Annotated in this window: 10 protein-coding genes; 5 read left to right on the top strand and 5 right to left on the bottom strand. The window is 72.8% G+C overall.

Annotation, left to right across the window (positions count from 1 at the left end; all coding sequences use genetic code 11):
- The first annotated feature begins 102 nt into the window (after positions 1–102).
- Positions 103–1,893 carry a tetratricopeptide repeat protein gene (locus Drose_RS20055; protein WP_260722824.1) on the top strand — a complete coding sequence of 597 codons (1,791 nt, stop codon included), beginning with the start codon at positions 103–105 and terminating at the stop codon, positions 1,891–1,893.
- A 100-nt stretch (positions 1,894–1,993) separates the two neighbouring features.
- On the opposite strand, the gene Drose_RS20050 is transcribed toward Drose_RS20055, so the two are convergent.
- The 5 genes from Drose_RS20050 to Drose_RS20030 all read right to left on the bottom strand — a co-directional run bounded on the left by Drose_RS20050 (position 1,994) and on the right by Drose_RS20030 (position 9,123).
- Positions 1,994–2,149, bottom strand: coding sequence for a DUF6131 family protein (locus tag Drose_RS20050; RefSeq protein ID WP_260722823.1), 156 nt, complete (start codon positions 2,147–2,149; stop codon positions 1,994–1,996).
- Between the two features lie 84 nt (positions 2,150–2,233).
- Positions 2,234–4,186 (bottom strand): vWA domain-containing protein, encoded by a 1,953-nt coding sequence (locus Drose_RS20045; RefSeq protein ID WP_260722822.1) that lies wholly within the window; start codon positions 4,184–4,186, stop codon positions 2,234–2,236.
- A gap of 5 nt (positions 4,187–4,191) precedes the next feature.
- Entirely contained in the window at positions 4,192–5,601 is a 1,410-nt protein-coding gene (locus Drose_RS20040) for a sigma 54-interacting transcriptional regulator (RefSeq protein WP_260722821.1), read from the bottom strand.
- Between the two features lie 267 nt (positions 5,602–5,868).
- A complete protein-coding gene (locus Drose_RS20035; RefSeq protein ID WP_260722692.1) occupies positions 5,869–7,266 on the bottom strand; it encodes an IS4 family transposase in 1,398 nt (465 codons plus the stop codon).
- A gap of 219 nt (positions 7,267–7,485) precedes the next feature.
- A complete protein-coding gene (locus tag Drose_RS20030) occupies positions 7,486–9,123 on the bottom strand; it encodes an MFS transporter (protein ID WP_260722820.1) in 1,638 nt (545 codons plus the stop codon).
- Between the two features lie 224 nt (positions 9,124–9,347).
- Between Drose_RS20030 and Drose_RS20025 the strand changes: the two genes are divergently transcribed.
- The 4 genes from Drose_RS20025 (at position 9,348) to Drose_RS20010 (ending at position 12,722) form a co-directional block, all read left to right on the top strand.
- Positions 9,348–9,731, top strand: coding sequence for an FKBP-type peptidyl-prolyl cis-trans isomerase (locus Drose_RS20025; protein ID WP_260729759.1), 384 nt, complete (start codon positions 9,348–9,350; stop codon positions 9,729–9,731).
- Positions 9,732–9,882: 151 nt separating this feature from the next.
- A complete protein-coding gene (locus tag Drose_RS20020) occupies positions 9,883–10,527 on the top strand; it encodes an adenylate kinase (RefSeq protein WP_260722819.1) in 645 nt (214 codons plus the stop codon).
- 246 nt (positions 10,528–10,773) lie between these two features.
- Positions 10,774–11,241 (top strand): SPW repeat protein, encoded by a 468-nt coding sequence (locus Drose_RS20015; RefSeq protein WP_260722818.1) that lies wholly within the window; start codon positions 10,774–10,776, stop codon positions 11,239–11,241.
- 107 nt (positions 11,242–11,348) lie between these two features.
- Positions 11,349–12,722: an acyltransferase family protein gene (locus Drose_RS20010; protein ID WP_260722817.1), complete on the top strand. Its 1,374-nt coding sequence runs from the start codon at positions 11,349–11,351 to the stop codon at positions 12,720–12,722.
- Positions 12,723–12,732 lie beyond the last annotated feature (10 nt).

The raw sequence follows: 12,732 nt of genomic DNA, 5'->3' as shown, positions 1-12,732 counted from the left end.
CGGCTATCGTTCATCGGCGATCATCGTGAGCCGTGGCGGGTGACCCGGACGTGGGAAGCACCCGCCAACTGCGGCATTCGGGCGTTGCAATACCCTGCCCGCGTGGCTGTGACTGAAGAGGATCCGGTCGCGCAGGCGCACGGCGAACTGTCCCTCGCCCGGGTGGCGCTCGCGGACGACGACCTGGCACACGCGGCGAACCACCTGGCCGGTGCGATCGCGTGGGCCCCGGCACTGCCCGAGGTGCACGAGGTGCTCGCCGCGCTCGCCAGCCGCGCCGGCCGCGGCGCGCCGGCGCTGTTCCCGCTCGAGGAGCCGGCCTACATCGGCACCGTCGTGGCGCGGGCGCACCTGCGGGCCGCCGCCGCTCCGCTGGAGGCGCTGCGCCTGCTCGTCCAGGCGACGAAGCACGAGCCGGCGCTGCCGTGGGCGGACGTCACCTGGGTCCGGGCGCTCGACGTGGCCCGCGTCGACCCCGAGGACCTGTCCCGCCTGTTCATCGGCGTGATGCAGCGGCTCGGCGACCCGGCCGGGCCGGAGGTGGCGAAGGCCAACGAGGTGTACCTCGACCTCGCCCGCCGCGCGACCGCGGCGCACCCGGACCACGCGATGCTGCACGGCGCCGCGGCGGGGCTCGCCCGGCGGTTCCCCGGCCACGTCGCCGAGGCGGTCCGCTGGGGCCGGCGCGGGCACCGGCTGCACCCCGACAAGCTCACCTCGGTCTGGTACGCGTACGCGCTGCGCGCCGACGGGCGCCTCGACGCCGCGCTGAAGGTCATGCGGGCGGCGTGGCGGGCCTCGCCGGCCGACATCGACCTGTGCGCCGACATGGCGAACTGGCTGGGCGAGGCGGGCCGGCTCGACGAGGCCCTGGCGCTGCTCGACCTCGCGACCCGCGCGGCGCCCGGCTTCGACTGCGCCGCCCACACCGCGGCCCGGCTGCGCTTCGGCCGGGACGGCGACGTGCGGCACCTGGTCGGGCTTGTCGACTTCACGCGCACCAACCCGGTGTACAGCCATGAGCACGCCGACCTCGAGGGTGCCTGCGGCGGCACGCCGTGGCTCGGCATCGCCGCCGGGCCGACCGAGGCCTGCGTGAACTTCCTCGCCCAGGTTCCGAAGGACCGGCGTGACACCGGCGGCACGATGCGGTTGTCGGCGGTGGAGGTACCGAGCGCGCTCGCCCTCCTGCGGCGGCGGATGCCCGGCCTGGCCGTCGAGATCGCCGGGCCGCCGCCCGCGGACCTGGTGGCCCCGCTGCGGCCGGGGCGGGTGCTGTGGCGCTACGACGGTCTCGACGCGTACCCGACCGTGGAGCCGGCCTCGGCGCGCAGCCGGGAGCTGCTGGCCCGCGTCGCCGCGCCGACATGGCCGCACCCGGTCGGCGCGTACGACCGGGCGCTGCCGCTGGGGCAGCTACCGGCCGAGGAACTGCTGTCGCTGCTGGTCCACCCGCCCGCACCGGCGCGGGACCTGCCCGACGGCTGGTGGGAGCGGTCCGCGCAGGTGTTCGCCTGCCTGGGCCTGCTGCACTGCGACGAGCTGCGGGCCGCAGCGGCACCCGGCGACACGGGCAGCGCCCGGGCGTTGCTGACGACGATCGCGTTCGGCGTTGAGGACTGGACCACGGAGGCGGCGTGTTTCGCGCTGGCCGTCGCGGCCTGGCTGGACCCGGCGTGCCGGGCGGAGGTCGCCGGGACCGTCGGCCGCCGGTTCGTGACCGCGGTGGAGGCGTCGCGGCGGCGGCCCGTGACGATCCGTGGCTCCCTCGCCGAGATCGTCCTGATGACCCCGGAGATGGTACCGGAGGTGACGGCGCTCGCCCGCGAGGTGGCCGGACGCCCACCGGCGGCGCCGGTCCGCAAGCGGCGGAAGTGGTTCTCGTCGCGGTGAGCATCCCGCGGGGCCTGCCGCGGGACACGCTGACCGCGTCAGACGCGGGGCCGGTCGGCAGCTCGCCGACCGGCCCCGGAAGCCCGCCACGGGTGACGGTTCACCAATAGTGCCGTCGTCCGGCGAGCGGACGGCCGACGGCACCCAGGATCCACAGCACCGCCCCGATGATCAGCAGCACGATGCCGATCGTCTCCAGGATGCCGACATGCAGGAAGAGCCCGAGCAGGAAGAGAATCAAACCGAAGATGATCATGTTGGACTCCCGGTACGAGGGTTACGAGGGGGTACTGAACTCCGTGCGTCTGGTACCCCCCGGACCCGGAAGCCGAAACACCCGTCAGCCCCGTCTGCCCCGGCGGGCGCGGAGGTAGTCGGCCACGACGTATCGGCCGAGGTCGTCGGCGTCGGGCGTGAAGACCCGGCCGCCGTTGCGCCGGGCGACCGCGTCGACGAAGCGGCGCAGGCCCGGATCCTCGCCCAGCATGAAGACGTTCAGCACCGCGCCGAAGCGGGTGAGCTGGTCGACCTCGTGGACCGTCGCGGACACCGTCCCGGGGGTGGGCGGCCACCTGAAGTACGACGAGCCGTCGTCGAGCAGGTGCGCCGTCGGTTCACCGTCGGTGACGACCAGGACGACCGGGTCGGAGCCGGGGTGGCGGCGCAGGTGCCGCGCGGCGAGCCGCAGGGCGTGCTGCAGGTTGGTGCCCTGCACCATGTCCGGCTCGACGGCCGCCAGCTCCTCCTGGGACAGCCGCACGGCGTAGCGCCCGAAGCCGATGATCTGCAGGGCGTCCTGCGGGAACCGGGTCGCCACCAGGTGTGACAGCGCGAGCGCGGCCTGTTTCATCGGGCCCCACCGGCCGTCGGCCATCATCGAGAACGACAGGTCGACGCAGAGCGCGACCGCGGCCGACACGCGCCGCTCGGTCTCGGCGATCTCGAAGTCCTCGACGTCGAGCCGGATCGGCAGGGTCGTGGTCCCGCCGGTCGCCTGGCGGCGCACCGCGTTGCCGATCGTGCGAACCACGTCGATGGGCTGCTCGTCGCCGTACGCCCACCGCCGGGACGCCCCGGTCAGCTCCCCGGCGGCACCCGCGTCGCGCAGGTCGTGCTGACCCCGCCGGCCCGCCTCGAGCTGCGAGAACACGGTCCGCAGCGCGGTGCCGCCGAGCCGGCGCAACGCCTTCGGGCTGAGCGTGAGGCCGTCGCCGCCGCGGGTGACCCAGCCCTGCCGGCGCAGTTGCCGCTCCAGTTCGCGCAGGCGGCGCAGGTCGTCGGCGGCGGACCGGCCGAGCTGCCGCTCGACGGCCTCGACGTCGACGTCGTCCAGCGTCGCTCCCGGGTGCTCCTGGCCGAGCTGGTCGAGCAGGTCGTCGAGGTCGCCGATCTCCTCGAGGGCGCCGGCGGCCTCGCCGTAGCCGAGATCGCGCTGGCCGCGCACCCGCTCGCCGCCGCCCCAGTTGAGGTCCGGCCGCAGCGCCCGCAGGTTGTCGGTGAGCCGCCCCATCTCCCCGGCGAGGTCGCCCAGCGACTGCTCCATGAGCGACCGCAGCTCGGCACGCTGCTGCGGGGTGAGCGACCGCATCAGCCGCTCCCCCGCCGCCGCGCGCCGCGCGAGGGCGTCGATCAGCTCGTCGACGTCGGCGGGCCGCTCCGAGAAGAACTCGCCGTGCCGCTCCATGAACCGCGCGAACGCGTCGTCGGTGTGCTCGCCCCGGGCGTGGCGCTCCAGCAGCGCGTTGAGGTCCTGGAGCAGCTCCCGCATCCGCTCGCCCGCGGCCGGATCCTGCACCGCCTGCCGCAGGCCGCGGAAGCGCTGGTCGAGCACCTCGCGCCGGAGCTGGTCGAGGATCTGCTGGTAGAGGCCCCTCGCCTCGGCGGATTTCCAGTTGTACCGCGAGAGCTCCTCGACGGCCCGCGCGGTGGACCTCGGCAGGCTGTCGAGCACGGTCTCGGCGAAGCGGGCCTCGTCGGTGTCGTGCCGGGCCAGCTCGTCGCGCTCGGCGGCGAGGGCCTGGTCGAGCACCTGCTGTGCCCGGGTCACGGCGCCGCCGAGCTCACCGCGGCGCATCGCGTCGCGGCGCAGGCGCCGGGCCCGGGCGAGCAGATCGTCGAGGCCACGGCCGCCCTGCGGGCCGCGGCGCAACAGGTTGCGCAGCGCCTCCCGCAGGCTGCCGCCCTCGAGGACCTCGGCGCCGACCTCGTCGACGGCGGCGCGCACATCGTAGGGCGGGGCGAGCGGGTCCGGCCCGCCGCGCCACGCCCCGTAACGGAACCTGTTGTGGCGCAAGGGTTTCAGCCTCCGTACACGGTGCGGCCGTCGTCGGTGAGATCCTTGCTGAGCCGGCGGGTCAGGTGCAGCCCTTCGAGCGCGAACTCGATGCCGGCCGCGGCCTCGCCGCGACCGGGCGCGTCGCCCAGCCCGAGCCGCTCCAGCACCTTCGCCAGGCCGGGCACCGTGCCGACCTGGCGGAGGATGTCGTCGGCGCCGGACAGTTCACCGGTCTCGATGACCTGCCCCTCGGCGACGAGATCGGTGAAGCCGGACAGGTCCAGGCCGGCGAGCCGGCTGCGGAACGTGTCGGCGGTCGCGGTGCGCAGCAGGTGCGCGAGGATCTCGATCTCCCGCCCCTCCTCACCGCTGTCGAACTCGACCTTGCCGCGCAGGGTGCTGGTCACCGACACCGTGTCACCGATGCGCGCGACCGGCAGTTCCTCGTCGAGCAGCCCGGCCCGGCGCAACGCGGACGCGGCGACGGTCTCGGCGGCGGCGATGGCGAACCGGGCCGACACCCCGGAGCGGGCGTCGACGGACGGCGACTCGCGGACCGCCCGGGTGAACCGGGCGAGCACCTCGAGGACGTGGTCGGGGACCTGCGCGACGAGTCGCGCCTCCTGCCGGACCAGGTCGGTCTCCAGCTCGAGGTCGAGGGGGTAGTGGGTGCGGATCTCGGCGCCGAACCGGTCCTTGAGCGGGGTGATGATCCGCCCGCGGTTGGTATAGTCCTCGGGGTTGGCGCTGGCCACGAGCAGCAGGTCGAGCGGCAGGCGTAGCTGGTAGCCACGCACCTGGATGTCCCGCTCCTCCAGCACGTTGAGCAGCGACACCTGGATGCGCTCGGCGAGGTCGGGCAGCTCGTTGACGGCGAAGATGCCGCGGTTGGTCCGCGGGACCAGGCCGAAGTGGATCGTCTCCGGGTCGCCGAGCGTGCGCCCCTGCGCGACGCGGATCGGGTCGACGTCGCCGATGAGGTCGCCGACGCTGGTGTCGGGGGTGGCGAGCTTCTCGCCGTACCGCGACGACCGGTGCAGCCAGTCGACCGGCAGGGCGTCGCCGGCCTCGGCCGCCAGGCGCCTGGACGCCGGGGTGATCGGCGCGAAAGGATGCTCGTTGAGCTCGGACCCGGCGATGATCGGGGTCCACTCGTCGAGCAGGCCGACCAGGCCGCGGATGACGCGGGTCTTGCCCTGGCCCCGCTCGCCCAGCAGCACGACGTCGTGCCCGGCGAGGATGGCCCGTTCGAGCTCGGGAAGGACGGTGTCTTCGTAGCCGACGATGCCGGGGAAGCGCGGCTCGCCGGAGCGCAGCCGGGCGAGGAGATTCTCGCGCAGCTCCTCCTTGACGGTGCGGAACCGGTGGCCGGTGGCCCGGAGCTCTCCCGCCGTGCGCGGCAGGTCCAGTGGCTGGTCTGGCGTCTGAGTCACGCATCGAACCTAGCGCGCCCCCGCGGTGCGCGCGGCCACGCAAAGCCCGCAGCCACGCGGAGTCCCCGACTGCGCAGAGTCGCCGGCTGCGCGGAAGAGCCGGAGCGGAAGCACCCTCCGCGGTGCGCGCCGCCACGCGGAGCAACTCACCCTGTCCCTCGCCGATCGGAACCCCGCCGGCCGGCGCGGTCCGGCCCGATCCGCCGCCACGCCGCTCGACCCATGCGGCCACGCCACTCGACCCCATGATCATGCAAGACCGGGAAGTTAAGCCGCTGGGGCTGTTGTCAATGGGCTGGTTGATGTGCCGATAGCGATGGCGATGTCGGTGATCCGGTGGATGATCTTCGGGGTTTTCAGGTTCTTGTAGGCGTAACGGGAGATCGGCCGTTTCACCACACGTGGGCTGATCCGGGCGCGTCGGGCCGGTAGCAGGTCAGCCAGCACAGCACGACCGATCGCACCGACCAGGTCGACCGCGATAGTGATCACCCCGACAGCGCGGATGGTCAGATCGCGGGCGGTCTGCACGGCGATGGTGAAGCTGGCCCGGTCCGGGTCGGCCCCGGTGGTGTCCGTGGCCCAGGTCATCGTCTGCCGCAGCGCCTGATAGACGGTCAGCAGTGCGTAGAGTTCCTGATCGACGCCGTCCGGAGTGGTCGAACGCAGCACCCGCCCAGCCAGCAGGGTGTGCTTGATCGCCAGGAAGGTCGACTCGACCTCCCACCGCTCGTGGTAGAGCTCGATCAGCGCCCCGGCCGGATAGCGGCGCTCGTCGGTGAGGGTAGTGACCAGCCGCCAGACACCGGTACGGGTCGAACCATCCGCACAGGACAGCGTGACGACCGCCTCGACCACCCGAACCCGCACCCCAGCCACCACACTGGCGTAGGAACCGTCACCAAGACGGTCCAGCACCGGCAGCTTGCGACTGGACTTGACCCGCAGCAACAACCCCGCCCCAGCGGCGGTGACCTTCGTCATGAACATGTTGGTGTCATAGCCACGGTCGGCCAGCAGCAGCATTCCCGGCCGCAGCAGACCCAGCAACCCCACGGCATAACTGGTCTCACCACTCTCACCACCCACGCCGGTACCGAACACCGCACCGAACACCGCCCGAGTCCCGGTCTCCACCAACGCCACCACCCGCACCAGCGGATACCCCGGCTCACCGGCACGGGCCATCCGCTTGCCGTACACCGCCCGATTCGCCGGCGAATCCGGCACATTCACCGTGGACCCGTCGATCGCCACCGTACGCAGCCCCCGCCACCACGCCCCGACCGTGTCGCGACCCGCCACCGGCCCGGCCAGAGTCTGGAACAACCGCCGCAGCGGCGGCACCCCCACCCGCCGCCGCGCCTGCGCCAACCCCGACGACGACGGACACACCCCCAACCCGGCCACCACACCCAACCCACCGACCAACGCTCCCCACACCCGCCGATACGACAACGAGCCGAACAACCCCAACCCCAACAGCCAATACACCACCACCCGCGACGGCAACCGCCGCACCCGCCGCTGCACCCGCCCCGTCTCGGCCAACACCGCATCCACCAACTCCACCGGCACAGCCCGGGTCAACTCACCCAGATGCCCCGCCGCGAACACCCCCACCGGCACCGACCCGACCCCGGCAATGACAGACTCCTCCGACAACGGGACTCCCCCCACAGGCTGATCTTGATCGACTGCCTGTTCTACCGGAGTCCCGTTGCCTTATCACCCCACCACACCGCAACCACACACCCTTGACAGCAACCCTCACGACTTAACTTCCCGGTCTTGCATGATCATGGGAAAGATGCGGCTGTCGGGGCAGCCATATGTTTCCCATGATCATGTCGGCAAGATCACGACTTCGATCGAACGGCGGGTTCAGCTCCCCTGGAGACGGCCGACACGGACGACGGACCTGACGCCGGGGGCCAAGCCGGCGGCGAACTCCGCCGAACGGGCCGGGCCGGCGGCGGACTCCGCGGAATCGGCCGGGCCGGCGGCGGACTCCGCGGACCGGGCCGGGCCGAGCGGGGGCAGGTGGCGCAGCATGCGCAGCGTCAGCAGGGCCAGCGCCAGCAGCAGCACCGCGCTCACCGCGGCCACCACGTGCATGCCCGTGGTGGAGGCGTCCCGCGCCGCCGACAGTACCGCCGCGGCGGCATCGTCCGGCAGGCTCGCGGCCGCCGCCGTGGCGCCGGTGACCGTGTCCCGCGCGTCGGCCTCGGCCCGGGCGGGCAGGCCCGCGGGCAGGTCGACGACCCCACGGTAGACCGCGGTACCCAGGCTGCCCAGGGCGGCGATGCCGAGCGCGAAACCGAACTCGCCGCTCGTCTCGTTCAGCGACGCCGCCGCGCCGGCCTTCGCCACCGGCGCGGAGCCTACGATGATGTCCGTCGCCAGGGTCACCAGCGGGCCCATGCCCAGGTTGATGATCACGAACGCCGCCACGACCGGCAGCGGGCCGCCGCCGGTGGGGACCTGGGTCACCAGCAGCAGGCCGAGGACCGACACCAGCAGGCCGCCGCCGATGAGGTACCCCCGGCGGATCCTGCGCGCGACGAGCGGCGACAACTGGAAGCTCAGCCCCGTCGCCACGACGGCGGGCATCATCCACAGCCCGGCCGCGGCCGGCGACAGGCCCTTGACGAGCTGCAGATGGGACGTGATGAAGACCATCATCGCACCGGTGAGCATCGTGCCGGTGAACATGCCGCCGAGGGCGGTGCCGAACGCGCGGTCACCGAACAGTCGCAGGTCCAGCAGCGGGTCGGCGAGGGTCCGCTGGCGGCGGACGAACACGGCGCCGACCGCCAGGCCGGCGAGCAGCGCGACGGCGGCGGGGGCATGCCAGCCGGAGCGGGCGAGCTCCTTGAGGCCGTAGACGGCGGGCAGGATCGCGGCCAGCGACAGCGCGACGCTGGGCAGGTCGAGCCGGCCGGCATCGGGATCGCGGTGCTCGGGCAGCAGGATCGGCCCGAGGACGAGCAGCAGCACCATGGCGGGCACGCCGAGCAGGAACGCGGAGCCCCACCAGAAGTGGGCGAGCAGCGCACCGCCGGCCAGCGGGCCGATGATGGCGCCGCCCATGAAGCAGGTCATCCACACCCCGATCGCGAGCGCCCGCCGGCGCGGGTCGGGGAACATGCTGCTGATCAGCGCGAGCGTCGACGGGGCGAGGGTCGCGCCGGCGACGCCGAGGACGGCGCGGGCGGCGATGAGCGTCTCCGGGCTCGTGCTGTAGGCGGCGGCGACCGACGCCAGCCCGAACGCGGTGGCACCGATGAGCAGCAGCCGGCGCCGGCCGATCCGGTCGCCGAGCGTGCCCATCGTGATCATGAAGCCGGACAGCAGGAACCCGTACACGTCGAGGATCCACAACTGCTCGGTGCTGCTCGCGTGGAGGTCGGCGCTGAGCGTCGGCAGCGCGAGCAGCAGGACGAACACGTCGATCGAGACGAGCAGGGTGGGCAGGGCCAGCACGGCCAGGCCGATCCAGGCGGCGGTGTTCCTCTTCATGCCCACCGGTCGGAGCCGGCGCGCGGTTCTCGACATGCCCGGTCGGGCGGTTTCCCGCGGGCCGCGCCGAGGTCCGGCCGGGCACCGCCGCGTGGGTGCCCGGCCGGACCCCGACCAGCCGGAAGGCCGCACAGACCCGGGTGCATGCGCGGAGCGTGGTGCGGCATGAGGCAGGATGGTCGGTGACCGATCGCACCGAATCGCACCGAATCCGCCGAGGAGACATGCGCATGGCGCTCAGCAAGCCCGAAGTCACCCTGCCCGAGGGACCGCCGCCCGCCGACCTGGTCATCGAGGACATCACCGTCGGTGACGGCCCGGAGGCGACGCCCGGCCAGCAGGTCAGCGTCCACTACGTCGGGGTGTCGTTGTCCACCGGCCGCGAGTTCGACGCGTCGTGGAACCGGGGCGGCACGTTCGACTTCCCGCTCGGCGCGGGCCAGGTCATCACCGGCTGGGACCGGGGCGTGGCCGGCATGAAGGTCGGCGGCCGGCGCAAGCTGGTCATCCCGCCGCACCTGGGCTACGGCGACCGCGGCGCCGGCGGCGGTCTGATCAAGCCGGGTGAGACGCTCGTCTTCGTCGTCGACCTGCTCGGCACCCGCTGACCGAGGTTCCCGCGTCGTGTGATCCGCATTCCCGCGGATCCACGGCCGGGAATGCGGAAACTCACAGGCGGTGTGCAAGCCCCGTGAAGCATTCAGATGCGATGCTGAACCGTCGGCGGGTGGCCGGTGGGGGTGTACGAAGGGTGTGCATATGACGATGCAGTCGGCAAAGCCGCGAGCGAAGCGAATCCTCATGATCGGCGCTCCCGGTGCGGGCAAAGGCACCCAGGCCGGCCTCATCGCCGAACAGTTCGGCATCGCCCACATCGCCAGCGGTGACCTGCTGCGCCGCCACATCACCGAGGGCACCACGACCGGCCGGACCGTCGAGGGCTACGTCAACAAGGGTGAGCTGGTCCCCGACGCGATCATCATGGACATGCTGCGCAAGCCGGTCATGGCCGCCAGCGAGGCCGGCGGTTACGTCCTCGACGGCTTCCCGCGCACGGTCGAGCAGGCCGAGGCGGCGTACCGCACAGCCGGCAGCCTCGGCGTCGGCGTCCAGATCGCGATCCATCTCGACGTGCCCGAGGACGAGCTCATCCGCCGGATGCTCGCCCGGGCCCGCGGGGCCGACGACACCGAGGACGTCATCCGCCACCGCATCAACGTGTACGAGCAGAAGACCCGCCCCCTGCTGGACTACTACGCGCAGCGGGAGCTGCTCATCCAGGTCAACGGCGCCCGCCCGGTCAGCGAGGTGACGTGGTCGATCGTGGTGCAGCTCCAGCGCGCCTTCAAGCGCCCGCCCGCGCTCGACCAGATGCAGCTCACGGCCGACCGCGCGGTCGCCTGAACGGCCGCCCCCTCCCGCGTCGATCTTGCAGTTGTGGTGCCTGACAAACCGGGCATTCGGGGAGCGTCTCGGCACCACAACTGCAAGATCGACGCTTGAGGTGGGCGGTGCGGGTCGCACCCCGGGAGGTGATGCCGACCGTGGCTCGCGGGCGCGGCGCCGCCGCCGTGCCCGCCGGAAAAGCCATGGGTTAGTTCTCCGCAAAACGGGTTAGACCTCGGTGATCCGCAACGAAAGGGGGTCGTCATGGTTCGGCCCATCTCAGACCTCGAAGCGCACCCGGATATCGCCGAGCTGCGCGCCCGCTACGACCGGGCGGCCGAAACGCCGACCGCGTACATGGCCGACGGCGCGCTGATGCTTGCCGGGGTCTGGCTGGCCATCTCCCCGTGGGTGGTGGGCTTCGCGGCCACCCAACGGAACCTGGCCGTCAACAACCTGATCTGCGGTATCGCCGTGAGCCTGCTGGCCATCGGTTTCGCCGCTGCCTACGGCCGCACGCACGGCCTGGCGTGGGTGCCGGTGGTCCTGGGCCTCTGGGCGATCGTTTCACCGTGGGCTGTCTCGGGCGGCAGTGTCACTGGCGGCACGCTCGCGAGCAACATCGTGGTCGGCGCGATCACGGCGGCCCTGGGGCTGATCACCATGCGGCTGCCCGGCCTCGGCAAGTCGATGCAGCATCGCCAGCTCCGCGAGACACCGGCCCAGAGGTGAGACACGCGTGACCGGGGACCGGCCCGACGGCCCGCCCCCGGTCACACCGAGGTGAAATACGCCGGTCCCGGCATGCAACGCCTGCCGAGGTCCGTTACACAACGAGGGTGGATCGCAACAACCGCCTGCCGTCGCTCACTGGGCTGCGGTGGGCGGCCGCCTTGACCGTCTTCGGCCAGCATCTGCTGGAACGGCTCATCGACCCGCACCTCGACGCGGCCCCACCGGTCAGGTCGGTCGTGTGGGCGATGCTGGCGAACGCCGGCGGCCTCGGAGTGTCGTTCTTCTTCGTCCTGTCCGGCTTCGTCCTGGCCTGGTCCACCCGGCCGGGCGAGCACACGATCCGCTTCTGGTGGCACCGCTGGACGAAGATCTATCCGGCGACGCTGGTGACCACCCTGGCCGCGGTCGTGCTCGTCGGCGGCGCCGGGCCGCTGCAGCTAGCCACCCACCTGACGTTCACCCAGAGCTGGGTGCCCCGCCACGACGTCTACGGCGCGCTCAACCCGGTCGGCTGGTCGATGGCCTGCGAGGCGTTCTTCTACCTGTGCTTCCCCGCGCTGTTCGCGGCGCTGCGCCGGTTGCGCACGCCCGGGCTCTGGGCGGTCACGGTCATGATGATCGAGATCGTGATCGCCGTGTCGGTGAACCTCGTGCCGTTCGACCACGCGACCGCGCTCTACGTCGGATACCTCCTGCCGCCCGTACGCATGGCCGAATTCACCCTCGGCGTCGCGGCGGCGCTGCTCGTGCGCTCCGGTGCCTGGCGCGGCCCGGGCCTGCGGCTGTCGCTCGCGCTGGTGCCGCCGGCCGCCGCGGCGGCCCTGTTCGTCCCGTTCCCGGTCAACCAGCAGGCCCTGACGCTCGTGCCGGTCACCCTCGTCGTGGCCGCCGCCGCGCGGGCCGACCTGGAGGGGAGACGCACCCTGTGGTCGCGGTCGCTGATGGTGTACCTCGGGAAGCTGTCCTTCGCCTTCTACCTGGTGCACTACCTGGTGTTCGTGGCGTTCGAGCGGTACGGCCTGATGCCGCGCTCGGCGGACCCGTTCGAGGCGCTGCTCGCCACGCTGGCGGTGTTCTCGCTGAGCGTGATCGCCGCGATGGTCGTCTACCACGGCGTCGAACTGCCCGGGCTGCGACTGTTGCGGCGTACCGGCACCGGCACGCACGGGCGGCACCGGGCCGGCCGCGCGGTGTTCAGCCCCACCCACGCCCTGCCGCCCGGGCCGAGCGCCCGGCCCTCGCCGCCCGTCCCGCGGTACGCGGTCCCGGATCGGATCCCGGCCCCACGGCACGCCCCACCGGAGCCGATCCCGGCTCCATGGCACGCTCCACCCGGCTCCATCCCGGCCGCCCGGCACGCACCACCGCCGCCGAGGTCCACCGGGCGGCACGCGCAGCCCGAGCCGGCGCCGGCCGGGCGGCACGCACGGCCCGAGGCGGCCTCCACCGGGCGGCACGCACAGCCCGAGCCGGCGTGACCGGGCGGCA

This window comes from Dactylosporangium roseum, assembly GCF_025264685.1.
Classification (GTDB): domain Bacteria; phylum Actinomycetota; class Actinomycetes; order Mycobacteriales; family Micromonosporaceae; genus Dactylosporangium; species Dactylosporangium roseum.
This window is presented reverse-complemented; position numbering and strand designations above follow the sequence as displayed.